The organism is Mesorhizobium sp. BR1-1-15 (genome assembly GCF_020165475.1).
Taxonomy (GTDB): domain Bacteria; phylum Pseudomonadota; class Alphaproteobacteria; order Rhizobiales; family Rhizobiaceae; genus Mesorhizobium.
The window spans coordinates 24,767-49,483 of record NZ_JAIUIF010000009.1 but is presented as its reverse complement, the minus strand read 5'-3'; the positions used below and the strand labels follow the sequence as shown (position 1 = coordinate 49,483).

Annotated in this window: 27 protein-coding genes; 8 read left to right on the top strand and 19 right to left on the bottom strand. The window is 61.6% G+C overall.

Translation table 11 applies throughout. The annotated features are described in order from the left end of the window. Positions 1 to 33: 33 nt before the first annotated feature. Positions 34 to 1,020 carry an ABC transporter substrate-binding protein gene (locus LB541_RS16930; protein WP_140739776.1) on the bottom strand — a complete coding sequence of 329 codons (987 nt, stop codon included), beginning with the start codon at positions 1,018 to 1,020 and terminating at the stop codon, positions 34 to 36. A 31-nt stretch (positions 1,021 to 1,051) separates the two neighbouring features. Continuing rightward, the gene (locus tag LB541_RS16925) at positions 1,052 to 1,261 is read right to left on the bottom strand and encodes a hypothetical protein (RefSeq protein WP_140498232.1); all 210 of its coding nucleotides are present in this window, start codon (positions 1,259 to 1,261) and stop codon (positions 1,052 to 1,054) included. Positions 1,262 to 1,621: 360 nt separating this feature from the next. On the opposite strand from LB541_RS16925, the gene LB541_RS16920 reads away from it, so the two are divergent. Beyond that, complete coding sequence (locus LB541_RS16920) at positions 1,622 to 2,002, top strand: c-type cytochrome (protein WP_140498230.1); 381 nt, start codon at positions 1,622 to 1,624, stop codon at positions 2,000 to 2,002. 48 nt (positions 2,003 to 2,050) lie between these two features. Here LB541_RS16920 and gph read toward each other — a convergent pair whose 3' ends face one another. The 10 genes from gph to LB541_RS16870 all read right to left on the bottom strand — a co-directional run bounded on the left by gph (position 2,051) and on the right by LB541_RS16870 (position 12,028). Further along, a complete protein-coding gene (gene gph, locus LB541_RS16915; protein WP_224619055.1) occupies positions 2,051 to 2,752 on the bottom strand; it encodes a phosphoglycolate phosphatase in 702 nt (233 codons plus the stop codon). Beyond that, on the bottom strand, positions 2,749 to 3,306 hold the full coding sequence (locus LB541_RS16910; protein ID WP_140524712.1) for a thioredoxin family protein: 558 nt from the start codon (positions 3,304 to 3,306) through the stop codon (positions 2,749 to 2,751). Before LB541_RS16910 ends, gph begins: the two co-directional genes overlap by 4 nt. A 21-nt stretch (positions 3,307 to 3,327) precedes the next feature. Continuing rightward, positions 3,328 to 4,014: a ribulose-phosphate 3-epimerase gene (rpe, locus tag LB541_RS16905; protein WP_224619054.1), complete on the bottom strand. Its 687-nt coding sequence runs from the start codon at positions 4,012 to 4,014 to the stop codon at positions 3,328 to 3,330. 61 nt (positions 4,015 to 4,075) lie between these two features. Then, the gene (cbbX, locus tag LB541_RS16900; RefSeq protein ID WP_140818546.1) at positions 4,076 to 5,014 is read right to left on the bottom strand and encodes a CbbX protein; all 939 of its coding nucleotides are present in this window, start codon (positions 5,012 to 5,014) and stop codon (positions 4,076 to 4,078) included. 7 nt (positions 5,015 to 5,021) lie between these two features. Beyond that, positions 5,022 to 5,456 (bottom strand): ribulose bisphosphate carboxylase small subunit, encoded by a 435-nt coding sequence (locus LB541_RS16895; RefSeq protein ID WP_140498220.1) that lies wholly within the window; start codon positions 5,454 to 5,456, stop codon positions 5,022 to 5,024. Between the two features lie 18 nt (positions 5,457 to 5,474). Further along, a complete protein-coding gene (locus LB541_RS16890) occupies positions 5,475 to 6,968 on the bottom strand; it encodes a ribulose-bisphosphate carboxylase large subunit (RefSeq protein WP_224619053.1) in 1,494 nt (497 codons plus the stop codon). 21 nt (positions 6,969 to 6,989) lie between these two features. Beyond that, positions 6,990 to 8,069, bottom strand: a complete 1,080-nt coding sequence (gene fba / locus LB541_RS16885; protein WP_140623852.1) for a class II fructose-bisphosphate aldolase — start codon at positions 8,067 to 8,069, stop codon at positions 6,990 to 6,992. 11 nt (positions 8,070 to 8,080) lie between these two features. Beyond that, the gene (gene tkt / locus LB541_RS16880; protein WP_224619052.1) at positions 8,081 to 10,090 is read right to left on the bottom strand and encodes a transketolase; all 2,010 of its coding nucleotides are present in this window, start codon (positions 10,088 to 10,090) and stop codon (positions 8,081 to 8,083) included. A 10-nt stretch (positions 10,091 to 10,100) separates the two neighbouring features. Continuing rightward, positions 10,101 to 10,973: a phosphoribulokinase gene (locus LB541_RS16875; RefSeq protein WP_224619051.1), complete on the bottom strand. Its 873-nt coding sequence runs from the start codon at positions 10,971 to 10,973 to the stop codon at positions 10,101 to 10,103. A gap of 8 nt (positions 10,974 to 10,981) precedes the next feature. Further along, positions 10,982 to 12,028, bottom strand: coding sequence for a class 1 fructose-bisphosphatase (locus LB541_RS16870; protein ID WP_140515144.1), 1,047 nt, complete (start codon positions 12,026 to 12,028; stop codon positions 10,982 to 10,984). Positions 12,029 to 12,152: 124 nt separating this feature from the next. Between LB541_RS16870 and LB541_RS16865 the strand changes: the two genes are divergently transcribed. Beyond that, positions 12,153 to 13,085, top strand: a complete 933-nt coding sequence (locus LB541_RS16865) for a LysR family transcriptional regulator (protein ID WP_140498205.1) — start codon at positions 12,153 to 12,155, stop codon at positions 13,083 to 13,085. 101 nt (positions 13,086 to 13,186) lie between these two features. Here the strand turns inward: LB541_RS16865 and LB541_RS16860 are convergent, their stop codons facing one another. The 6 genes from LB541_RS16860 to LB541_RS16835 form a co-directional block, all read right to left on the bottom strand. Next, positions 13,187 to 13,813 (bottom strand): hypothetical protein, encoded by a 627-nt coding sequence (locus tag LB541_RS16860; protein ID WP_224619050.1) that lies wholly within the window; start codon positions 13,811 to 13,813, stop codon positions 13,187 to 13,189. Further along, entirely contained in the window at positions 13,813 to 14,688 is an 876-nt protein-coding gene (locus LB541_RS16855; RefSeq protein ID WP_140498201.1) for an ABC transporter permease, read from the bottom strand. Before LB541_RS16855 ends, LB541_RS16860 begins: the two co-directional genes overlap by 1 nt. Further along, positions 14,685 to 15,473, bottom strand: coding sequence for an ATP-binding cassette domain-containing protein (locus LB541_RS16850; RefSeq protein WP_140498199.1), 789 nt, complete (start codon positions 15,471 to 15,473; stop codon positions 14,685 to 14,687). Before LB541_RS16850 ends, LB541_RS16855 begins: the two co-directional genes overlap by 4 nt. A 70-nt stretch (positions 15,474 to 15,543) precedes the next feature. Continuing rightward, complete coding sequence (locus LB541_RS16845) at positions 15,544 to 15,987, bottom strand: hypothetical protein (RefSeq protein WP_140498197.1); 444 nt, start codon at positions 15,985 to 15,987, stop codon at positions 15,544 to 15,546. Positions 15,988 to 16,016: 29 nt separating this feature from the next. After that, entirely contained in the window at positions 16,017 to 16,967 is a 951-nt protein-coding gene (locus LB541_RS16840) for a YVTN family beta-propeller repeat protein (RefSeq protein WP_224619049.1), read from the bottom strand. Between the two features lie 42 nt (positions 16,968 to 17,009). Then, on the bottom strand, positions 17,010 to 18,239 hold the full coding sequence (locus LB541_RS16835) for an ABC transporter substrate-binding protein (protein ID WP_224619048.1): 1,230 nt from the start codon (positions 18,237 to 18,239) through the stop codon (positions 17,010 to 17,012). Between the two features lie 68 nt (positions 18,240 to 18,307). Here LB541_RS16835 and LB541_RS16830 point away from each other — a divergent pair, with 68 nt between their 5' ends. Genes LB541_RS16830 through LB541_RS16810 form a run of 5 tightly spaced genes read left to right on the top strand, consistent with a single transcriptional unit; the run spans position 18,308 to position 22,882 of the window. Beyond that, positions 18,308 to 18,532, top strand: a complete 225-nt coding sequence (locus LB541_RS16830) for a hypothetical protein (protein WP_181170015.1) — start codon at positions 18,308 to 18,310, stop codon at positions 18,530 to 18,532. Further along, positions 18,529 to 20,355, top strand: a complete 1,827-nt coding sequence (locus LB541_RS16825; RefSeq protein WP_224619044.1) for a (5-formylfuran-3-yl)methyl phosphate synthase — start codon at positions 18,529 to 18,531, stop codon at positions 20,353 to 20,355. The genes LB541_RS16830 and LB541_RS16825 overlap by 4 nt, the downstream gene beginning before the upstream one ends. Positions 20,356 to 20,358: 3 nt before the next feature. Next, entirely contained in the window at positions 20,359 to 20,910 is a 552-nt protein-coding gene (locus tag LB541_RS16820) for a flavoprotein (RefSeq protein WP_140515154.1), read from the top strand. Further along, positions 20,903 to 22,297 (top strand): DUF6513 domain-containing protein, encoded by a 1,395-nt coding sequence (locus LB541_RS16815; RefSeq protein ID WP_224619043.1) that lies wholly within the window; start codon positions 20,903 to 20,905, stop codon positions 22,295 to 22,297. Before LB541_RS16820 ends, LB541_RS16815 begins: the two co-directional genes overlap by 8 nt. Further along, positions 22,298 to 22,882 (top strand): DUF447 domain-containing protein, encoded by a 585-nt coding sequence (locus tag LB541_RS16810; RefSeq protein ID WP_140498182.1) that lies wholly within the window; start codon positions 22,298 to 22,300, stop codon positions 22,880 to 22,882. 20 nt (positions 22,883 to 22,902) lie between these two features. Here LB541_RS16810 and LB541_RS16805 read toward each other — a convergent pair whose 3' ends face one another. Beyond that, positions 22,903 to 23,949 (bottom strand): hydantoinase/oxoprolinase family protein, encoded by a 1,047-nt coding sequence (locus LB541_RS16805; RefSeq protein WP_140515157.1) that lies wholly within the window; start codon positions 23,947 to 23,949, stop codon positions 22,903 to 22,905. 42 nt (positions 23,950 to 23,991) lie between these two features. Here LB541_RS16805 and LB541_RS16800 point away from each other — a divergent pair, with 42 nt between their 5' ends. Next, a complete protein-coding gene (locus LB541_RS16800) occupies positions 23,992 to 24,690 on the top strand; it encodes a HisA/HisF-related TIM barrel protein (RefSeq protein WP_224619042.1) in 699 nt (232 codons plus the stop codon). The last annotated feature ends 27 nt before the right edge of the window (positions 24,691 to 24,717 follow it).

The following is a 24,717-nucleotide window of genomic DNA, read 5'->3' as shown; positions in this document are numbered from 1 at the left end:
TACCTCGCGTGCCGTTGCTGGTTTCCGGTGCGGTCATTTCGCGCGGTCCTGCCAGAATGTGCCGGGCGCCATCTCGGGCGCGCTGCCGACCAGCTTCGCGCCACCGATCGCCGCCAGCACATGATAGAGCCTGCCGGCGTCGGCCGCTTCCTCGGCGACCGCCCGCCTGGGGATGCCCTGGCGGTAGCGGTCGCGGAGTTTTTCCAGTTCTTTGCCTTCCGCGCGAATGATCGGCGCCAGGCGCAGCCACTCCTCGTCGGATCTCGCCAGCAGGTCCTTGGCTTGCGCGGAGGCCCTGACGAAGCCCCTGGCGGCATCCGGGTTCTCGTTCGCCCATTGGTCATGGAAGACGTAACCGAGTGCCGACACAGGTCCCAAGGCGCCGAGCGCACGCGCCGCATCGTTCACGCCCATCAATCGACGAAAGCCGTTGGCCTCGAGACGGGCGCAAAAATGCCAGAAATTCAGCACCGCATCGAGTTCGCCCTGCATGGCCTTTTCCGAAATCAGCGGTGGCGCGCCAAAGATGATGTCGCTGGTTGCCAACAGGTCGACCCCGTAGTCGCGTCTGGTCAGAGCCTGTATCAGGAGCCAGCTCTTGTCGAGCGGGCCACCAGCGACGCCGATCTTCCTGTGCTTGAGGTCGGCGACCGTCTGGATCGGCGACCCCTCCTTCACCATGATCGCCCCCACGGCGGTCGAATAGGGGGCTAATGTGAGGTCGCCGCCTTCCGACCGTTGGCGCGAGACCCACAGCCAGTCGGAGACGATCATGTCGATCGCACCGGCCAGCAAGGCGACGTTGGTCGCGTCCTCCCCGGCGAAATCGATGATCTCCAGATCGATCCCGTTCGCCACATCGAATTTGTGTTGCCTCAACGTGTCGAGTTCCCAACTCACGGTTCCAAACTTCAGGACGCCGACGCGAATCCTGGCTGCTGCAAAGACAGGCCTGGCGGCAAGAGTAGCGACTGTGCCGAGAATCGCCAGACGCAGCGTGTTGCGCCGTGAAATCATCATGGCACCTTCTCCCTGGGCTCCAGGACGTCAATCAGATCGCTCGTTCCTTGCTCGGAAATGCGCATTTCCAGCGCATGACCTTGAGGGCCGGGTGTTCCTGAGACCATTTCGCGATCTCGCTAGGTGCAAGGAACATGCATTGGAGCAGAGAGCCGCGGCTCTCGAAATAGAGGTGTTCGTCTCGGCAATTGCCCGGATTGGTGCTGAGGCACACCGTTAATATGAGATCGACCATATCCATTTAGCACCTCTTGCGCTCCGGGACGCCTGTCTCGACTGGTCCGGCCCAATGAGGAGCCTGGACAAAATCGCCAGTTGCCGGATTCCCGAGGTGCCAGTGGAGAAACCGGATGTCTTGAAGCTACGCATTCGCCCGATAGCCGTCAACAAAGACGAATACCGGTACCCTGGGTACTCAAGCCTCTATACCTTTATACGATTGACTTTCACCGCACGCCAACTAGCTTTTCGATTCGCGCGGCGCCGCTTCACAAAGGGAAAGCGGATACTCCACTCCACCGCGTAAGGTGCATGCCAATGGATGAAAGATCGGCATGCGCAAAATCGTCCAGGGCACCCAGACGATCCATGAGGAAATGCCATGCGCGCAATCGCATTTTTCGCAGTCGTGTTTGCTGTGTCCTTCATCACAAGCCAATCCCAGGCACAGGATGCCGCGGCGGGTGAGAAGGTCTTCGCCAAATGCAAGGTCTGCCATGTCGCCGACCAGGACAAGAACAAGGTCGGCCCGTCGTTGAACGGCGTCATCGGCCGGACGGCTGGCACACACCCGGGGTTCAGTTACTCCCAAGCGATGGTCGCGGCAGGCAAGTCCGGCGTCAAATGGGACGAACCCACGCTGACGACTTACCTTCGCGATCCCAAGGCCATGGTCAAAGGAACGAAGATGGCGTTCGTCGGCCTCAAGCAGGACCAAGACATCGCCAACGTCATCGCCTATTTGAAGCAATTCTCGAAATAGCGGCGCCGCCGGCCGTTCGAACTTGCGTCCGGCCGGCGTTCGCCCCGATCAAGCACCGGCTTGCAGCCCCTGTATCGCCGCAGGCAGGTCGAAAAGGCTGTCGCAAACCTGGTCGGCGCCAAGCTCTTCAACCGGAAAATGGGTGTATCCGCCGCGCAGCAGAATGACGGGCATGCCGGCGGCGCGCGCGGCGCCTGCATCGGCGCCACTGTCTCCGACCAGCAGCGCGTCACAGGGGTCGACTCCAAGCTGGGCGAGCGCCAGCAGCAGAGCATCGGGCGCGGGTTTCAGGCATGTCACCGCGTCTCCGCCAATGATCGCACGGAAATATTCCGTCAGTCCGAAATGCAGCAGGATCTCGCGAGTCGCCAACTGCGGTTTGTTGGTCGCCACGCCCATGGCCATTCCCTTCGCGTAGAAGTGTGTGAGAACCTCCCTGACGCCAGGCATCAGTCTTGTCAGGCCGGTCAGATGTCGGCTGTAGATCGGCGCCATGACGCGGTTGCCCTCATCGAGCGCGTTGCCGACGAGCGGCGCTCCCGACGCCGCGAATGCCCGCTCTATCAATTTCCTGACGCCGCCACCGATCATGGCCTTGACCTGGTCCAGGCGCAACGGCGGCAGATCGCGGCTGGCCAGCAACTCGTTGACGGCGGCCGTTATATCAGGCGCCGAATCGACCAGCGTGCCGTCGAGGTCGAACAGGATCGCCTTTGGCGGTCGAAGCGACCTACCTGCGCCGACATTCATGCAGCATCCTTCCACTTGATCGAGCAGCCGATCGAGGCGATCTGGTCGAACGGACCATCCCCGGTTCGAGCAACCTGCTTCATCGCCTCGAACAGATCGCGTCGCAGCCCGAGCGGTCCGGATTCGCGTCGCGACGCGTCCAGCCGGCCGCGATATTGCAGTCTCAGTTCGCTGTTGAACCCGAAGAAATCGGGAGTGCACACCGCTGCGTAGTCGCGCGCTACGGTCTGCGCCTCGTCGTGCAGGTAAGGGAAGCTGAAGCCGTTCGTCATGGCGAAGCGCTTCATGTGGTCGAAGGAATCGTCCGGGTAGGTGTCGGCATCGTTGGAGTTGATCGCGACGAAGCCGATGCCTTCGGCCTTGAGGTCATTGGCGTCGCGTACGATGCGAGAGATCACGGCCTTCACATAAGGGCAGTGATTGCAGATGAAGGCCACGACCAGGCCATTCGGGCCGGCGTGACCGAAGATGGAATGCGACGTGCCGTCGACGCCGGGCAAAACGGCATCGATGGCGGGCCAGCCGAAATCGCATACAGGTGGGACCGCAGCCATGTTCGTCTCCCCGACAACGGTTTACGCGGCTTTCCGGATCGCGCCATCGGCCGCCTGTCTGATGGCGCCGATATTGGCACGATAGGCTGCCTCGGTGCCTCCCTTGAATACAGCCGAACCGGCGACCAGTACGTTGGCGCCAGCCGCGGTGACCAGCGGGGCGGTTTCGGCCGTGACTCCGCCGTCGATCTCGATGTCAATCGGGCGATGGCCAACCAAGCCCTTGATCCGTCTGACTTTCTCGACGATCGCTGAAATGAAAGCCTGGCCGCCGAAGCCTGGATTGACCGTCATCAGCAGCACCAGATCGAGCCGGTCGAGCACATACTCGATGACACTCTCCGGCGTCGACGGATTGAGCGACACCCCGGCCTTCTTGCCAAGATTCCTGATCGCCTGCAATGAGCGGTCGAGATGCGGTCCAGTCTCGGCATGCACCGTGATGATGTCGCAACCGGCATCGGCGAAGGCGGCCAGATAGGGGTCGGCCGGCGCGATCATCAGATGGCAGTCGAAGATCTTGTCCGTTCGACCACGGATCGCCTTGATGACCGGCGGACCGAAGGTGATGTTGGGCACGAAATGCCCGTCCATCACGTCGAGATGGATCCAGTCGGCGCCCGCCTGAACGACAGCTTCGACCTCGTCGCCGAGCCGCGAGAAATCCGCGGAAAGCACGGAGGGCGCGATGATTGTCCTGGTGACCATGGTCGTCGTCTCCAATTTCTGTCTTCCGTGTCGGGTCGCCGCCCGCCAGCCGGCTTCGCCCTCAGCGCGTCTTCGTCTCCGGTTCGCCTTCGAGCTTCCCTTCCGCGAATACGCGGCTGCCGCGGATATCGGATTCCTCGATGGTAATAAGGTCTGCCTTGGTCAGGGCACGGCTTCGCGATGCGAAAAGCCGATTGGCCTGGCGAAGCCGCGCCCGGTCCAGCCCATTGCGCACCGAGCGCGCGTTGGAGAAATGCGGCAGCCTCATTCGGATCGGAAGATACTCTTCGAGGGCCTGGGCGGCCGCCTCGCTGAGGCGATAATTCTGCTCCGCCAGCATGATCTCGGCGATCGATTTCAGCTCACTGACGCCGTAGTCGGGAAAATCGAGGTGGTGAGCGATGCGCGAACGCATGCCGGGATTGCTGTCGAAGAAACGATCCATCTTGTTCTTGTAGCCGGCAAGGATCACGACCAGGTCGTCACGATTATTTTCCATGCATTGCAGCAGGATCTCGATCGATTCCTGGCCGTAGTCGCGTTCGTTCTCGGGCTTGTAGAGGTAATAGGCCTCGTCGATGAAAAGCACGCCGCCCATGGCACGCTTGATCACGTCGCGCGTCTTGGGTGCGGTGTGGCCCACATACTGGCCGACGAGATCGTCGCGCGTCACCGCGACCAGGTGGCCTTCGCGGACATAGCCGAGTCGATGCAGGATTTCGGCCATCCTCAGCGCCACGGTGGTCTTGCCCGTGCCGGGGTTTCCCGTAAAGTTCATATGCAGTGTCGGTGCGCCCGAGGTCAGTCCGAACTTGCGGCGAAGCCGGTCGACCAGGAGAAGGGCCGCGATCTCGCGGATGCGGTTCTTGATCGGCTTCAGTCCAACGAGTTCGCGGTCAAGCTTATCCATCACCTCGTCGATGCTGGACGCTTCGAACTCGGCCTGCAGATCAACCAATTCGTCCTGCGCGGCTGCGCCTTTGGCTATCGTGTCCAGCATGGCTCAGCTAGCTCCGCTCGCCCTCGGGCCTGTCGGTGGCATAAGGCACGATCGAATAGCCCTGGCTGCGGCCGTCACGCTCCTGGCGCAGCAGCCGGAACCCGGGTTCGCTGGGTGGCCGGTTGACGATGAACGACATGCGCGGCGCTTCCCATCCCTTGGTCGAATCGAAGGCGGTTACCCGGACATACATGTTCGGACAGGCTTTCCGGCAAGCGTTGACTTCGAGCAGGATGCCCGCCGGGTCTCTCAAATCGAACATCGGGTTGCCGTACATTTCCCAATAGGTGTTTCGCGGATGCGGATCGTCCGTGTACTCGACGCTGACGGCCCAGTGGTTCTTCAGCGCATATTTGATCTGCGCCGAAATCTGCTCATCGGTCAGGTCGGGCAGGAACGAGAACTGTCCCTGCGTGACCTTGTTTCCCGGATTGGTCATCATGGCGACGGTTCCTTTCTTCTAGAAGCTGGGCGTTGCGGTTGGCACGAAGTCGGCCGTGTCGGTCGATTCATAGTTGAAGGTGACATCCTTCCAGGTCTCCAGGGCAGCCTTCAGCGGGGTGCACCATTTGGCCGCCTGTTCGAGGATTTTGGTTCCTTCGCGCAAATAATCGCGTCCCTCGTTGCGGGCCAGGATCATCGCTTCCAATGCAACGCGATTGGCCGTCGCGCCTGCCTGGATGCCGTCGGGATGGCCGATCGTGCCGCCACCGAACTGCAAGATGACGTCCTCGCCGAGATAATGGATCAACTGGTGCATCTGGCCGGCATGGATACCGCCCGAGGCGACGGGCATCACCTTGTTGAGCGAGGCCCAGTCCTGATCGAAGAACAGCCCGGTTTCGAGGTTCTGCGGCGTGCGTTCCTCGCGCAGCGTGTCATAAAACCCCTTGATCATGAGCGGGTCGCCTTCCAGCTTGCCGACCACAGTGCCGGCGTGGATATGGTCGACGCCGGCCATGCGCATCCATTTGCAGATAACGCGAAAATTCATGCCGTGGTTCTTCTGGCGCGAATAGGTCGAATTGCCGGCGCGGTGCAGGTGCAGGATCATGTCGTTGCGGCGTGCCCACTTGGCCATCGACTGGATCGCCGTGTAGCCGATGACGAGATCGATCATGATGATGCAGGAGCCAAGCTGCTTGGCGAATTCGGCGCGCTCATACATCTCCTCCATCGTGCCGGCGGTGACGTTGAGATAATGGCCCTTGACCTCGCCGGTGGCAGCTGAAGCCTTGTTCACCGCCTCCATGCAGTAGAGGAAGCGGTCGCGCCAGTGCATGAAGGGTTGCGAGTTGATGTTCTCGTCGTCCTTGACGAAGTCGAGGCCACCCTTCAGCGCCTCGTAAACGACGCGGCCATAGTTGCGGCCTGACAGCCCCAGCTTCGGCTTCGTCGTCGCGCCGAGCAGCGGACGGCCAAACTTGTCGAGCCGCTCACGCTCCACCACGATGCCGGTTGCGGGTCCCTGGAAGGTTTTGAGATACGCGACCGGGAGGCGCATGTCTTCCAGCCGCAGCGCCTTGACCGCCTTGAAGCCGAACACGTTGCCGATGATCGACGCGGTCAGATTGGCGATCGAGCCCGGCTCGAACAGGTCGAGGTCGTAGGCGATGTAGGCGAAGTACTGTTGCTCGGTCTTGGTGCCGGGACCAGTGTTTGGAACCGGCTCGGATCTGAACGCCTTGGCGCGGTAGAGCTCGCAGGCTGTCAGCCTGTCGGTCCACACCACGGTCCACGTCGCGGTCGAGGATTCACCGGCGATGGCGGCCGCTGCCTCCTCGTGGTCGACGCCGGGTTGCGGCGTGATCCGGAACATGGCGATCAGATCGGTCTCCTTGGGCCTGTAGTCCGGCTCCCAATAGCCCATCTTCTTGTAAGGGATGACCCCTGACTTGTAGCGTTCCTTGCCTTCCTTGAGCGTACCCGCTGGCAGCATATCGATCTTGTTCATGACAGGTCTCCTGTTTGTTGCTCAGGCGGCTTTCGCGGTTGCGATATGTGGCGCGAGTTTTCCCGCGGCATAGCGTTTGGCCATCTCGTCCATGGCGATGACCTTGATCTTCGAGGCGTTGGACGCCGTGCCGAAACGCTCGAAGCGGTCTCGGCAAAGATCGTGCAAGGCATCCATGGCGGGCTTCAGGAATTTTCGGGGATCGAACTCGCGCGGATTCTCCGTCGCGACGCGGCGGAACTGCCCGGCCATGGCCATGCGGCAATCGGTGTCGATGTTGACCTTACGCACGCCGTAGCGGATGCCGCGCTCGATCTCCTCCACCGGGACGCCAAAGGTCTGGGACATCTCGCCGCCGTATTTGTTGATGATGTCCTGCAGTTCCTGTGGCACCGAGGAAGAGCCGTGCATGACCAGATGCGTGTTGGGCAGCTTCTCGTGGATCGCCTCGATCACCTGCATGGCCAGTATGTCGCCGTCCGGCTTGCGGGTAAATTTGTAAGCGCCGTGCGAGGTGCCGCAGGCGATCGCCAGCGCGTCCACCTGGGTTGCGGCCACAAAGTCGACCGCCTGATCGGGGTCGGTCAAGAGTTGGTCGTGGGAGAGTGCGCCCTCGGCGCCGTGGCCATCCTCGGCCTCGCCCTGGCCGGTTTCCAGCGATCCGAGCACGCCCAGTTCGCCTTCGACGGAAGCCCCGACCCAATGCGCCATGCGTGTGACTCGTTCGGTTACGGCGACGTTGTAGGCATAGCTTGCCGGCGTCTTGGCATCTGCCATCAGGGATCCGTCCATCATCACCGAGGTGAAGCCGTGGCGGATCGCGGAAAGGCAGGTGGCCTCGTCGTTGCCGTGGTCCTGATGGATGCACAGCGGAATGGTCGGATGCATTTCAGTCAATGCCTCCATCATTTTGGCCAGCATGACGTCGTTGGCGTAGGACCGGGCCCCACGTGAGGCCTGGATGATGACAGGCGCGTCGCAGGCTTTGGCCGCTTCCATGATTGCGAGGCCCTGTTCCATGTTGTTGATGTTGAATGCAGGGACGCCGTAGCCGTGCTCGGCGGCATGGTCGAGAAGCTGGCGAAGGGTGATGCGGGCCATTGTGGGTCCTCCTAGATGATGAGCTTCAGCGCCGCCGCAGCAACCGCTTCGGACGTTATGTTGAAATGCCGGTACAGATCGGGGGCAGGGGCGCTGGCGCCGAAACCGGCCATGCCGACGACAGCGCCCGTCTCGCCGACCCAGCGGTCCCAGCCCAGCCGGGCCGCCGCTTCGACCGCGACGCGCGGCGCGGAACCGAGAACGGCCTTGCGGGTGGCGCTTTCCTGCTCCTCGAAAAGCTCCCAGCATGGCATCGAGACGACCGCGGCGGCGACGCCATGCTCGGTCTCCAGCCTTTCGGCGGCGGCAACCGCGATCTCGACCTCCGAGCCGGTTGCGATCAGGGTGACGGCACGGTGCCTGGCTGGCTCGCGCAGGATGTATGCGCCCTGGCTGGAGCGGTTCTCATCGCTGTGCGCTTCACGCAGCATCGGCAGGTTCTGGCGCGACAGCACCAGCACGCTGGGCCGATCCCTGCTCTTCAGCGCGAGTTCCCAGCACTCCGCCGTTTCGATGATATCCGCTGGGCGGAAGACATTGAGGTTCGGCGTCGCACGCAGCATCGCCAGGTGCTCGACCGGCTGATGCGTCGGGCCGTCCTCGCCGAGGCCGATGGAATCATGCGTCATCACGTAGATGACGCGCTGACCCATGAGCGACGAGAGCCGTATCGCGCCACGCGCATAGTCCGCGAAGCAGAGGAACGTACCGCCATAGGGCACGAAGCCGCCATGCAATGCGATGCCGTTCATGGCGGCGGCCATGCCGTGTTCACGAATGCCGTAGTGAATATAGCGGCCGGCATAGTCGCTCGGCGCAATGCGGTTCATGCCCTTGGTGATCGTCAGATTCGAGTGCGTCAGATCGGCCGAGCCGCCGACGGTCAATTCCGTGGCGCCGTTGATGACCTCCAGTGCCATTTCGGAAGCTTTTCGCGTTGCCACCTTGGTTGCCTTCTCGACATGCCCTCGCCGAAAGGCATCGAGCGCTTCGAAGACCGCGTCGGGCAGTCTGGCGGCGACCGCGTTCTCGAAGGCCTCTCGCTGCGGCGAGGCGGCAAGCCGCTGCTCCCAGGCGCCCCGCATCGCTTCGCCGCGGCCGGCAATTTCGCGCCAGGCGAAAAGCACGTCGTCAGGCACCTCGAACGGCGCGAAGGTCCAGCCAATGTTCTCGCGGGTCGCGGCGATCTCTGCTTCGCCCAGCGGCGCGCCATGCGTCTTCTCCGAACCGCCGAGATTGGGGGCGCCCTTGCCGATTACAGTGCGGCAGGCAATCAGCGACGGTCGATCCGACTGCCGCGCCGCCTCGATAGCCGCGGCGACGGCTTCCACGTCGTGGCCGGAGACCGTTTGGACGTCCCAGCCGGCGGCTTTGAAGCGCGCCGGCTGGTCCATCGACGTGGACAGGGAGGTTGGCCCGTCAATGGAGATCGCATTGTCGTCCCAGAAGACGATCAGGCGGGAAAGCTTCAGGTGGCCGGCGAGGTCGATCGCCTCGTGGCTGATGCCTTCCTGCAGGCAGCCGTCACCTGCAATCACATAGGTATGATGGTTGACCAGATCGGCACCGTAGCGGGCAGCAAGCATGCGCTCCGCCAGCGCCATTCCGACCGCCGTGGAAATGCCTTGTCCGAGCGGGCCGGTGGTGGTCTCGACACCAAGCGCGTGGCCATATTCGGGATGTCCGGCCGTGCGGCTGCCCAGTTGCCGAAACCGCTGCAACTCCTCGATCTGCATGTCTTCATAGCCGAGCAGATAGTGCAGCGCGTATTGCAGCATCGAGCCATGGCCGGCTGAAAGCACGAAACGGTCACGGTCGGGCCAGCCCGGCCTGGAAGGATCGATATTGATGAAGCGGTTGAACAGCACCGTTGCGACATCGGCCATGCCCATCGGCATGCCGGGGTGTCCCGAATTCGCTTTTTGGACGCTGTCCATCGCCAGCACGCGAATGGCGTTCGCCATGTCGAGCTCCGAGACGACGGCGGTGGCGGCAGGCTTTAGTGCTGTTTGGCTGGTCATGGCGTCCTCCTCACGACACACGGCTCTTGCGTTCGATCAATTGCAGGATGAGCGGCGTCAGGATCAGCTGCATGGCAAGGTCGAGCTTGTTGCCTGGCACCACGATGGAATTTGGCCGCGACATGAACGAGTCGTGGATCATCGACAGCAGATAGGGAAAATCGATGCCGCGTGGATTGGCGAAGCGGATAACCAGCATCGATTCGTCAGGCGTCGGAATCCAGCGCGCGATGAAGGGGTTGGACGTATCGACAATCGGCACGCGCTGGAAATTGATGGCGGTCTGCGAGAATTGCGGGACAATGTAGCGGACATAGTCGGGCATCCGGCGCAGGATCACGTCCATCACCGCCTCGGTGGAATAGCCGCGTGTCGAACGATCGCGATGGATCTTCTGGATCCATTCGAGATTGATGACCGGCACGACGCCGATCTTGAGATCCGCATGCTTCGCCAAATTGATCGTGTCGGTGACGACACAGCCGTGCAGCCCCTCGTAGAAGAGCAGGTCGCTGGGACCGAACTCGCGCCATTCGGTAAAGCTTCCCGGTGGCGTGCCGTACTGCTTTTCCTCTTCCGCGTCATGGATGTAGGTGCGGGTTCTTCCGGATCCCCGGCGGCCGTATTCCGCGAACACCTCTTCGAGAATCCCGAGTTCGTTGGCCGCGGCATGGAAGTGGGTGAAGTTCGGATTGCCGGCCTTCTCCTCTTCGGCCACCTTTGCCTTCATCGCGGCGCGGTCGTAGCGGTGGAATGCGTCGCCTTCGATGAACGCGGCCTCGATGTTCTCGCGCCGGAAGATCAGCTCGAAGATACGCTTGACCGAAGTGGTGCCGGCGCCCGACGAGCCGGTGATGGTGATGATGGGGTGCTTGGCTGACATGGTGCTGCTCAGGCTCTGAAGAGGCCACGGCGGCTGAACAGCGGCGCTCGTTCGCCGATGTTGCTCGGCTCGGTGTGGTAGCGGGTGACGCGCGCGACCTCCCGCGCCGACCCGAAGACCATCGGCACGCGCTGGTGCAGGCTGTCGGGTTCGATGTCCAGGATGCGGTTGATCGTATCGGTGGCCGCACCGGCAGCCTGTTCTATGAGATAGGCAATCGGGTTGGCCTCGTAGACCAGGCGCAGCCGTCCCTGACCGTAGCCCTTGCGCCGGTCGCCGGGGTAGAGAAACACGCCGCCGCGCATCAATATGCGGTAGCAGTCGGCGACCAGGGAGGCGATCCAGCGCATGTTGAAATCCTTCTCTCGCGGTCCTTCGGTGCCCTCCAGGCAGTCGTCGACATAGAGCCGCACGGCCTCGTCCCAGTGCCGGTAGTTGGCGGCGTTGATGGCGAACTCCTGGGTGCGTTGCGGAATGATCCGGCTCTCGTATGCCTGGACGAAGGTGCCGAGCCTGGCCGACAGGACGAAGATATGCGTACCGCTGCCGAGCGACAGGACGAGCGCCAACTGCGGCCCATAGATGAAGAAACCGGCGCCTAGCTGATTCACGCCCGCCTGCAAAAAAGAGGCGGCCGGATCGGCATCCGGCGCGCCAGTTGCGGGCAGGAGCGAGAAGATCGTTCCGATCGACACGTTGGTGTCGATGTTGGAAGAGCCGTCGAGCGGGTCGATGGCAATGGCGAGTGGTGCTTGCCTGTCGAGCAGGACCGGCTGCTCCAGCTCCTCGGAAGCGTAGAGCGCGACCGGAGCGTGGCGCATGGCGTCGAGGAAGATGTCGTCGGAGAAGACGTCGAGATCCTTCTGGACATCGCCGTCGGCGTTGGCGCCACGGGTCCCGGCAAAGGCGGCGCCGAGCACACCTTGATTGATGGTATTGCGGATCTTGCTGGCGGCCTGTGTCAGCTGACGGACAGTCGTTACGACCGCGGAGCGAAGTTCGTCCGGCTGGCCGAGATAGGAGTTCAGAAAAGCGTCGAGCGTTGCCGCTGGCATCGTAACCTCCCGATCCAGCCGCGTCTCCTCGGATCGGCTGGATCGGGAGAATGAAAACAAACGACACTTGATAAGTAAAATTCAATAACTTTACGTTGGTACTAAAAATAATTTAGTATGAGACATGAGAAACCTCACGCTCAAGCATTTCAAGACCATCCAGGCCATCATCAGGCACGGAAAAATTGTGAGTGCAGCCAAGGCGTTAGGTCTGTCTCCTTCAGCACTGACAATTCAGTTGCGGCAAATGGAGGAAGAATTCCAACTGGCTCTGTTCGACCGGACGTCGGACGGCATGCGTCCCACTGCCGCAGGTTTGGCCGTCGTTGAGGCAGCGCAAGCTATCGAGGAGCATCTCGGTCTGCTCGAAGACAAGATCGACGCCATCAAGGGCGTTCGTACGGGTAGCTTGAGGCTCGGCGTCGTTTCCACCGCCAAGTATTTCGCGCCGCGGTTGATGGCTGCGTTCATGAAGGAACATCCCGACATCGACATGCGGCTTGCCATCGGCAATCGTGCCCAGACAATCGACAACCTCAAGAATCACGACATCGACATCGCGCTGATGGGGCGCCCGGCGAAAGAGGTACCGGTGCGTGCTTCGGTCTTCGGCGATCACCCGCTGGTCATCATCGCGCCGCCCGAACACCCGCTGGCGGCGGCGCGCGATATCTCCAAAGAGCGCATTGCCGAGGAGCATTTCCTTATTCGCGAGCCCGGCTCCGGAACCCGCATCTCGCTGGAAATATTCCTGAGCGACGTGCCTGGCCGCATCGACGAACTCGGTGTCGAGATGGGCTCGAACGAAACGATCAAGCAGGCGGTGATGGCTGGTCTGGGCATCGCCTTCATTTCTGCCCACACCATCGCCGCGGAAACGGAAGCTGGCCGGCTCGTCATCCTCGACGTTGTCGGCATGCCGATCCGCCGACAATGGTTCTCGGTGATACGAACCGATCACGCAATCTCGCCGGCCATGGCTACGTTCAACGATTTCCTGATGCGCAAGGGCGCGATGTATCTGCCCCTGTTCGGTAAGCTTTATCCCGATTCCTGAGCGGGATGACCGACGGATGGCGTTCGGAATCGACCGGAGCGAGACGCCGGACGTGTCGCCTGCCAAGAGACGTGAAATCCGTCGCAAGGTCGACTGAAGGTCTATTTCTTCCGACCGAGCGTTTCCGAGACGGTCCTGGACAATTGATAGAGCCGCTGCTCGATTATCGTCGGCACGTCGCAGACATAGGTCAGCGACTGGACACGTTCGTTGAAAATGCGCGTCGCGAAATTCAACTGGTCGGCACGCCGTTCGACTTCGTCCGGATCGGCGTCGGCTTTGGCACGCAGGGCGTCGACGTCGGATGCTTCCTTGCGCAGTTCAGCCGCCATTTCGAGCTGTTTGTGGGCATAGCGGGAAATGCCGGAAATCACGTGCGAACGCTCGGCGTCCATGTGATCGAACATTCCCTGCACCAGCATCGCCATCTTTGGTGCGACCTGCTCCGCCGGCAGAGAAGCCACGAAGTCCTTGATCTCCTTCTGGGCTTCGGCAATCGGCGTCCGTCGGGCCGCCACCGCCTCGACCAGCGCGGAGACGCCCGAATCCTTCGACCAATCCTTCGCCGCCGGGGGAAGCTCCGGCCCATTCCAGATCTGGCCGAGCGAGAGCTGCGGCACCTTGCGCTGCATGCAAGGCCAGTCGGGATCGGTGTTTGCCGCCCTGGCGTCCATCGGGACAAGCATGGCGATCAGAACCAGGGTGTGGACAAGTCTCATTCGCGCCATCAGCCGTTTCCTCCCGTGTCCTGTTTGCGGGTCATCAGGCCGCGCGAAGGATCGTATGCAATGATGGCGCCGCCCAGAAACAACAGCGTGCAACCGGCGACGACGCCCAGCGACAGCCAGTCGATCTGCCCATAGAAGGCGAAGCGGATCAGTTCGACGGCATAGGTGAACGGATTGGCGAGGCAGATCTTGTAGAGCAGGGGGCTTGCCTCCTGGATACGCCACAAAGGATACAGCGCCGGCGACGCGAAATAGCCTGGAAAGATGACGAAGTTCATGATGCCGGCGAAGTTTTCGAGTTGCTTGATCATGGACGACAAAAGCATGCCGAGCGCGCAAAGCATCATGCCCGACAGAAACAGTGCCGGCAGCACGTAGAGATAGCCGAGCGGCGGCGCCCTGACGCCCCACAACCAGGCGACGATCAGAAATGCGTAGACTTGCACGATCGATACGGCCACGCCGGCCAACATCTTCGACACCAGCAGGAACCAGCGCGGAAATGGGCTGACCAGCAGGATGCGCATGTTGCCCATCTCGCGGTCGTAGACCATCGACAGTGAAGACTGCATGCCGGAAAACAGCAGGATCATGCCGCACAGACCCGGAGTGATGTAGACCTCGTAGAGCACATAGGTCTTGTAAGGAGGGATGATCGACACGCCGAGCACCTGGCGGAAGCCGGCGGCGAAGATGAACAGCCAGACGAGCGGCCGCACCAGTGAGGAAATGAACCGTTCGCGTTGGTGCAGGAAGCGCAGGCACTCGCGCAGGACGATGCCTTTCAGGCAAATGAGATAGTGGCGGAGGCCGAATGGTTCAGACCCTACCGGTTTGATGCCGACAACTTTTCCGGGCATCGCAGGAGCGCTCATGACGATGTCTCCGCCATGCCTGCCGCGTCGATGCGGCTGAGCTTCGAAAAGGCATCGCGAATGGAATTTCCTCCATTTGCCTGGACGACATCCGACACCTTGCCCCTGGCGACCAGGTCACCCCGCCGCAGCACGACGACATGATCGGTATCGTCGACTTCATCGATCAGATGCGTGGCCCAGAGCACGCCGATACCATCGGTTTCGACGAGCTTGCGGATGGTGGCGAGGATGCCAGCACGCGACTCGATGTCGAGGCCGACGGTCGCTTCGTCAAGCAGGAGCAGGGAAGGTCGGTGAAGCAGCGCCCGGGCGATCTCGATGCGCCGCATCTGACCGCCGGAGAGGCTGCGTGCCTTGTCATGCTGGCGGCCCTGCATGTCGACTGTGTCAAGCAGCGCGGCGATGCGCTGCCGGGCTTCGCGTCCGCCAATGCCATGCAGCGAGGCATGGTAGGAAAGATTCTGATAGACGCTGAGATCGAGGTCGAGCGTGCGCGCCTGGAACACGATGCCGACCCGTCTGAGAGCTTCGCCCGAAGCGCTGCGGATGTCGTGGCCGAAGATGCGGATCGAGCCGTGACGCGTGTCATAGAGGTGGCTGATCAGGGAGAACAGTGTTGTCTTGCCGGCCCCGTTGAGGCCGAGCAGGACGGTGAACGTCGCCGGCAAGATCGAGAACGAGACCTCTTTGAGTGCCCGCTTCGGTCCATAGGAGTGGCTGACGGCACTGACGTCGAGCGCCGCCGCCTCGTCTCCCGGTCCGCTTGTTCTCACATGCTGCATGCCCGGATCGCTCCTTCAGGACGCGTTGGCAGGACGCACTGCTATCTAGCGCGCCTCATTGCCTTTGGTCTCACTTGATCGTGATCTTGCCCTTCAGGCCCTTGTCGGCGAGGTCGGGAACCGACCAGGTATATTCGCCCGGGCGAACTGTGTGGAATTGCACCTGGATTGTTCCCGCGTCGTCGAATTCCAGCCAGGCCGGTCCGCCGTCCATATGCACCTCCAGATCGTCGATGACGATCTGGTCCATCCACACATTGCGGAACAGGTCGGTCACGAACTTGTATTCGAAACCGCCCTTGGAGGTGATCTTCCACCGATAGCCTTGGCCGGCGATCAGTTCGAAATCCTTCTGATTGACGGCATAGGTGGAATCGGCCGAGCCGATAATCAATTCCGGCAGGTTCTTGCTGGCACGCGAGGGTTTTGGCGTTGCGTCATCCGCGCTTGCGCCGATCGGAGCAAGCACAAACCCGGCGAGCGCGGCGAAGATAAACCTATGGCGAAATTTCATGTCGCGATCCTCCCCATGATCAATGTCTGCTATTTGGGCGAAATGGCCACACCCCAAGGCTGCTGGCCTACGGTGAGCGATTGGACCGGCTCGTCGGTCGCCGTATCGATGAACGTGATGTCGTTGGAGTTGCCATTCGTGGTGATCAGCGTTTTCTGGTCGGGTGTGAAGGCCAGGTGCCAGACGCGTTGGCCGACGAGGATGTATTTCTCGACCTCGTAGGTGTCGGTATTGACCACGGCGACATGGTTCGCCGGGCCGAGCGCGACATAGGCTTTCTTGCCGTCGGCGCTGATGGCGATGCCTACCGGCTGGATGGTCTCAGCCCGCAATCCCTGAATCGCGAACTGGATCTTCTTCACCACTTCGCGTTTGGCGTTATCGATGACGCTGACGGTGCCGCCGACCTCGGCGCTGACCCAGACCTGCGAGCCGTCCGGCTTGAATTCGGCAAAGCGCGGGCGCGTGTCGACCAGTACGTTATCGGTTACATCGTGGGTGCCAGTGTCGATGAAATGCGCCATGCTGGTGGTTTCCGAGGTGTTGACCATGGTCTTGCCATCAGGGCTGATACCCATGCCTTCCGGTTCCACGCCGACTGGAATCTCGGCCATGACCTGCTTGCTCTCGACGTCGATGGCGGTGACGAGGTTGTCGTCCTCATTGGCGACATAGAGCGTCTTGCCGTCAGGCGAGAGCACGAACAATTCGGGATCGGGGCCAGATGGCAGCGTGCCGACGATCTGCAGCGTCGCGGTGTCGATGATTTCGACCGTGTCGTCGTCACTGGCGCAAAGATAGACGAATTTGCCGTCATGCGAGATGGTGATGCCGCGTGGCCTCTGGCCGACCTCGACGGTCTTCACCACCTGCATGGTGGCCGTGTCGACGACCGTCATCGTGTTGTCCTTCTCGTTGGAAACGTAGGCCGTATAGGCCGATGCCGGGCTGGCCGTGAGGCCGGCCGCGAGAATGGCCAATGCACAAGCTCGTGTCTGCACGCAAATTCCTCCCCTTTGGCCCTACTTGAGAACGCATTTCGTTTCCGGCTGATCGATACCAAGCGTATCGAGTTCGGAGAATTGGTGGAGATAGCCCTCCTGCGGTGATGTCGAAACGACCGACTTGGTGTCGCCAAGCAGGATCGGCTGGCGAAGCTGGAGGTTCCATTTGCGGAAGGTGAGCTTCTGTCCCTTGAAGGCGGCAACCGAGAAATCGCCCGACCGGATGTAGTCATTGATCTTTTTGGCATCGTCGCCTTTGGTGCGCGTGGTGGCTTCGCCGACGGCACGCACTGCTGTCCACGCCGACATGTCCTTGGAAAGCATCCGCCGGCCCGTCGTCTTCAGGAAGCGGCTCTGCATCTGGATGCCGCCCCATTGCTCGCTGGCGGGATGCCACGACGATGCAACAAGCCCGGCCGTGCCGGCGACCAGCCGCGGCGTCCAGGTGCGGTAGGGCACGTAGGTGCCAAACACCTGGCTTTCGTCGGCGACAAGCACAATGTCGTGCTCCGGCAGATCCTGCGTGAATACGGAAATCTGCTGCTGTATCTGCGTGGCGCCGGTGTCGGTACGCCTGGCCGTGCCGGTGTCCTTGAATTCCTTCTCGGCGACGATCTGGCCGCCGAAACGGGTTGCCGCGCGGCGCAACGCGTCGGCGTAGAGATGGTCCTGCTCATGCGAGCCGTAGAGCAGCACCCAATTCGGCCACTTCTTCACCATGAGATACTGCGCCAGCGCATCGGCAAGCATGCTGCGCGTCGGCGCGATATGAAAAACATTGATGCGGCAGTCCTCCTCGCGCAGGCTATCGTCGGTGGCACCGATGTTGAAGATCAGCACGCCCTTGTCGCGGGCTATATCGGCGATCGACAGCAATTGTTTGGCCGAGAGGTCTGCGACGACATAGTGGTCACCTTTGGCGATCAGGTCCTCGAATGCCTGAACCGCGTCGGCTTCGGGTTTGATCTCGGTCACGTCGAGGCTGAATTTCTGGTCGGTGAATTTTCCGGTGGTGTTGTTATCGCCGATTGCCACAGTGGCGCCGGCGACACCTTCGTCACTCGGCGGCAGGTCGAGCATGGAAAGCGTCAATTGCGGCGCGTAGGCCCGCAAATACCCTATCTTGATTTCAGTGACCTTTTTTTCCGGCTTCGCCGCCGCTTCCTGGGCTATCGCGCCCGGAGCGTTGACGGTCAGGGAAAAAAAGCACAAAAAGGCGGCGAGAGTGCCCGGCACCGCGCTCGTCATCGATAGTAATTACCCATTCTTGCGCTGAGGTCCGACGGGTGTCGGAGCAGCGCTAAGTCCAGGTGCCCATGGTCAACTTAGCCGACCCGCAAAATTTATCAAACCCTATCGGACGACTTTTCGCGTCTGCCCTGGCTCGGTGTCTTTTTGACAAACATGCCATGGCGGCTGAAAAGATTGCCATCTTCGATTTCGAGGTCGTTCGCAGCTATGTCATCCGCGACGTGCGCGAGAATCAAGCGGACGAAGGACAAAAGATCTTGTCCTCCAAACTGGAGAAACTGTTCAAATGACCAGAATGCTGGCCAGCGTCACCGGCATCGAAGAGGCGGAGATCGTTCTTTCGAGCGGCGCCGACATCGTCGATCTGAAGGATCCGAAGGCGGGAGCGTTGGGCGCGGTACCCACGGAAACCATCCGCCGAACGATTTCGTTCATCGCTGGTCGGGCTCCGGTCAGCGCGGTCTGCGGCGACCTGCCGATGGAACCCGAAACGATCCGCGCCAAGGCTGAAGAGATCGCGGCGACCGGCGTCGATTATGTCAAGATCGGGTTTTTCCCATCGGCTCACATCCCTGCCTGCGCGGAGGCGCTCGAACCGCTGGCCGCGCGAACGAAGTTGATCGCTGTGCTCTTTGCCGATCTGGCGCCGGACTTCGAGCTCCTGCCGGTATTCGGCAGGCACCGCTTCCACGGCGTGATGGTTGATACCGCGCAGAAGGGAAAGGGCCGGCTGCTCGACCATTTGCCACCGGAGCGGATTCCGGGATTCGTCGATCGAGCCAAGTCGCTCGGTCTGATGGTTGGCCTGAGCGGATCGCTCGAAGCCCCGGATATTCCACGTCTATTGCCTTTCGCTCCCGATTTCCTCGGCTTTCGCGGCGCGCTGTGTGGCCATGCCGACCGCGCGGGTTCAATCAGCGCCGAGGCGGTCTCGCAGATTCGCGAATTGGTCCCGGCAGAGCCTGGGACGGGCGGTAAATCGAGCATCGACTATCGCCTGTTGGCAGCGAGAGGCTATTCGCCGGGCACCGATCCGACACTGGGCACGGACAGGATTTTCGTGCGGGATTTTGTTCTGCCGGTCCAGATCGGTGCCTACAGCTTCGAGCATGGTCATACTCAAAAGGTGCGCTTTGATGTGATCGCCGACGTGCTGCAAGTCACCGACCATCCCGAGGACATGCGCCATGTGTTCTCCTATGACATCATCATGGATGGCATTCGCACCATCGTCGCGCGGGGGCACATTCAGCTCAGCGAGGCTTTGGCCGAGCAAGTGGCGGCGCACGTTCTGGAGAGCCAGCGCGTCGTGCGCGTCACGGTAAGGGTGGAAAAACTCGAGCTCGGGCCTGGCGGTGTCGGCGTCGAGATCGAACGCAAGCGCCAATCGGCAAGACGCGGTGTCGCCTCCGGCTCTGCCGGCCGGAAAGACAGAGGCAGTGTTTCCCGGCCGCGCCAGCAAGGCTCCGACGTCCTCGGGCGGGCCGTCGTCAAGCTTGGCGGCAGCACTGCCCGTGCGGCGGAAATGACGAGCTGGATCGCGGCGCTGGCGGGTTCCAGGTTACCGATCGTCATCGTGCCCGGCGGCGGCCTGTTTGCCGATCAGGTGCGCGAGACGCAGACCCGCATGGATTTTTCCGACACCGCCGCACATGCCATGGCGATCCTCGCCATGGAGCAGTTCGGCCAAATCATCCTCGATCGGGACGAAAGACTGACGCCGGCACGATCGCTGGAGGAGATTGTGCGAGCATTGGACGAAGGCAAGGTTCCGGTGTGGCTGCCGTCGTCACTTGCGTTGCCGGCACCGGACCTTCCGGCCTCTTGGGACATTACCTCCGATTCCCTGGCTGCCTGGCTTGGCGGGAAGCTTGGCGCGAACGCGCTGTTGCTTATCAAGCAGACCGATGCATTCTTCGACAACGATACCCCTGACAGCCTGAAGGCCAGGGGCATTGTCGACCCAGGCTTTGCCGCCATGCTGCCCGACGGCATCGATTTCCGTCTCGCCGGTCCGAAGGATGCCGCCGAGGCGGGCGCGCTACTCGCATCGGGCAAGCTGCCCGGCATCGGGATTATGGCTTCGACCCGCTCGGCAAAGAAGGCAGGATAGCCGATGGTGAAGCTGCACGTGCCGCGCTGGGCGTGGGTTTTGACGGGGTCCGGGCATTTTTTCACGGAGAGCTTCGCACTTGTTCGCCAACTCGAACATTGCGATGTCTTCGTGTCGAAAGCCGCCAATGAAGTGCTGCGCATGTACAAGCTCAAACTCGATTTTCCGGAGACGACGCGCGTGCTGCACGACAAGACGGCGAGCGCCATTCCCGTCGGCGAATTTTACCACGGCGTCTACCACACGGTCGTGGTGGCGCCTGCCTCGTCCAACACGGTTGCCAAATGCGTCTGGGGTATATCCGATACGCTTGCCACCAACGTCTTTGCGCAAGCCGGAAAGTGCCGCGTGCCGATCATCGTCTTTGCCTGCGACACCGCACCCGAACTCGAAACCATGGCGCCGCATGGCCTGGTCAAAGTCTATCCGCGCAGGATCGACCTGGAAAACACCGAGCGGCTGAAGGGGTTCGAACGAACCCAAGTCGTCGAGTCGCTCGCGGACCTCAACGCGGCGGTTCAGCAACGCCGGGCCGAGCTGTCCGGCCATGGCTGAGCGGCTGGTCTTTCTCACGGGACATCTGGCCAGGGCACGGCTGGAAAAGCTGCTATCCGGTCTGGGCGAGACGGAGTTTTCGTGGGAGGTGGTCGACATAGGTGTCAAGGTCGCCGCACTGATGACCGAAGACATCATAAAGCGGCGTCTCATCGCGCCCAACGCCGTTGACCGCTTTATCCTGCCAGGGCGCTATCGCGGCGATATCGAGCAATTGTCGAACCATTTCGGCGTGCCCTTTGCGCGCGGTCCTGACGAGATCGCGGACCTGCCGGCCTTTCTCGGCCGTGTCGGCGAGCCGCCGGATCTTACGCGTCACGATATGCGCATCTTCGCCGAGATCGTCGATGCGCCAATGCTGTCGATCGAAGCGCTCACGCTGCGGGCGGGGACGCTAGCTGCGGCCGGCGCCGATGTCATCGATCTTGGCTGCCTGCCTGAAACGCCATTTCCGTTGCTGTCGGAGGCTGTGCGCGAGCTCAAGGCACAAGGATTTCAGGTCAGCGTCGATTCGGCCAGCGCGGACGAACTGTCGATCGGTGCACGCGCCGGTGCGGACTATCTTCTCAGCCTCGACGAGAACACGCTGCCGTTAGTGTTCGGCCATGGGGCTACGGCAGTGTTGATCCCGTCCGCCCCCGGCGATCTGGATTCGCTTGGCCGCGCCATCGATGCGGCGCAAAGGGCTGGCATTTCCTTTATCGCCGATCCCGTGTTGGATCCGATCCACTTCGGCTTCGCCCAATCGCTCGGCCGCTTCATCGAGGCGCGCCGCCGCTGGCCGGAGATCGAATTGCTGATGGGCACCGGCAATCTCACCGAACTTACCGACGCCGACAGTTCCGGCGTTACGGCCGTTCTAACGGGGCTCTGCTCGGAACTCGGGATTCGAAACGTGCTAGCCGTGCATGTCAGTCCGCACACGGTGCGGACGATCGAGGAGCACGACATTGCCCGTCGCATCATGTTCGCCGCCCGCAATGACGGTGCACTGCCGCGTAGCTATCACCCAGGCTTGCTGCAGATCCACGATCGCAAGCCCTTCACGGCCTCGACCGATGATATCGCTGGATTGGCGGCCGAGGTGCGCGACGCCAACTACCGTATCGCGGCAGCGGAGGACGGCATTCATATTTTCAACGGCAAAGGGCACGCGGTTGCCACGGATGCGTTCGAATTCTTCGCCGGACTTGGCGTGGAGACCGATGGTGCGCATGCTTTCTATCTGGGCGCGGAACTGACGAAGGCCGAGATCGCGTGGCGCCTCGGCAAGCGCTATGTTCAGGACGAGCCGCTCGCATGGGGCGTTGCCGCACCGGCTCCCGAAACCGACCGTACCCGTCTTGCCAAACCGGGCGAAACGCTTCGCGCGAAGAAGGAGGGCTAGGTGCCTTACATTCGCGAGACAATCATCACCACTGTCGACAAGACAGGAAAGGTCCATATCGCGCCGATCGGCATAATCTCCGAAAAAGACGGCTGGGTCATCGCACCGTTTCGTCCCTCGGTTACGCTCGACAATCTGGCGGCGGTGCCGTTCGCCATCGCCAACTACACCGACGACGTGCGCGTCTTCGCTGGATGCCTGACCGGGCGCAAGGACTGGCCGACCGTTCCCGTTGAAGATTTTCTGGTTCCCCGGTTGGCGACTGCGCTGGCGCATTCGGTTCTCGAAGTCGAGAGCGTTGACGATGATGGCGTGCGCCCTCGCCATTTCTGCCGCGTGGTTCGAGAGGAAATGCATGCGCCCTTCACCGGCCTTAACCGTGCCAAGGCGGCTGTTCTGGAACTGGCCATCCTGGTCAGCCGGCTCGGCATGCTACCCCGCGACAAGATCGAGGCCGAGATCGCGTATCTTTCGATCTCTATCGAAAAGACAGCCGGCGCCGACGAACGGGAAGCCTGGGGTTGGCTGATGCAGCGTGTCAGCGATCACCTGGCCGTCAAAGGGTCCAGCAGCGAGGACGCGTGAGCGTGACGACGCGAGCGCCGCTACGCTGCTTGCGATCGATATCCAGCCAGCAGCGCCACCGCCGATGCTGGTGCGGCGCGGCTGGCCTCGCCGCGAACAGCGTCATGGGCGGGGACGATGTCGGCGAAATCGACAAAGCGACGTTCCATGCGCTCGGCCAGCCGCCTGATCTGCCAGCGGCCCGTTCCGGCGCCGACGATCGGAACATCTTGAGCAAGACCCCAGGCAACCAGGGATGCTGCGTCGTGGATTTTCCGCAATTGCTGCTCGCTGAACCAGCGTGCGACTTCACCCCATTCCGGCGGCGAAAGTTCAGCGGCGTCGCGCCCGACCATGCGCGCCAGTCGCGCGATTGAGCCGTGGACGGTCTTTTCCTTGCCGTCGGCGGAAGGGTGCATGTCGTCCTCCTCATCGAGCACACCCAGGATCCGGTGCGCGTCGGCGATCGAGGCGAAATACTCGTTCATCAATGGCGTCAGTCTTCGATGGACAGGAGCAGACGAGGCTACGCCGAACAGAAATGTCCTGGTAAATCCCGTATAGACCAGTTCGCCAGTCAGAAGCCGTCCGGCATCGGTGTAGCCCTCATTGACGACGGCGCCGTCCTTGATGGCGATAATGTCGGTGGTGGTGGAGCCCATATCGACGAACAGGGCATCGCCGGCCAGTTTTGCCACCAAAGAGGCTGTCGCGTGCCAGTTGGCGGAGGCGACATCAGTGCTCAGCCGCGCTGCCTGCTCGACCTCGACAAAGCCGGATGATCCGGCATAGATCAGCTTTTCGCCTGTGGGAAAACGATTGGAAATCTGACCCAGCAGCGTCGTCACGCCGATATCGCGGGACGCAAAGATGTCCGATAGTTCGCCCGTCATGGTGAACGCGTTGAGATCGGCTTCCGCATAGATCGGGGCTGTTTCGTCGAGGGCCGAGGTCAGGCTATGCAACCCTTGCCAAAGCGGCGTGGCGATCGTTACCGCGCCGACGATGCGGCCGCCTTGCGCGCGCGTCACCTTCAGATGCGCGCCGCCAATGTCGAAGCCCGCAATGATGCTCTTTCTTTTTTCCACACTTCAAGCTTTCATGACAGCAGTTGGTCGGCGAGAAAAACGTTGCGCATCATTCCGGTTCTCGACTTGAAAGGCGGCGAGGTGGTTCGCGCCCAGCAAGGAAAACGCGATCGCTACCGGCCGATCGTTACGCCGCTCAGCCGAAGTTCCGATGTCCTCGCCGTCGCCGAGGGGTTGCGCACGCTTTATCCCTTTTCGACCTTCTACATCGCCGATCTGGACGCCATCGGAGGCGGGTCTCCAAACAGCGACGCACTTGCCCGGCTGAGGGCGATGACGCAGCCGCCTGAGCTCTGGGTCGATGCCGGCGTAGCAGACAGGAAAACGCTTCTGGCGGCGCTTGCTGAACGTTCGGTGCACCCCGTGTTGGGCTCCGAATCGCAGCAGGACGATGTGCTGCTCCGGCATTTTCGCGATCATCCCGATCTCATCCTGTCCCTTGACTTCTTTGGCGATGATTTTTGCGGACCGCGTTCTCTTCTCGCTGAGCCCGAGCTTTGGCCGCAAAAGGTGATCGTCATGACGCTGGCCAAAGTCGGTGCGGCCGCCGGCCCGGATTTCAGGCGGCTGGAGGAGGTCAAGGCCAAGGCGGGAAGTCGGGCGGTCATCGCGGCCGGCGGCGTCCGCGATGACAACGATATCCACGCATTGTCAGCGATGGGCATCGCCGCAGCGCTGGTCGCAACCTCACTGCACAACGCCACGCTCACACCTGGTCACCTGGCGTCGCTCGGCGCCTGATCATAGTTGCTCCTCACTCCCGAAAGG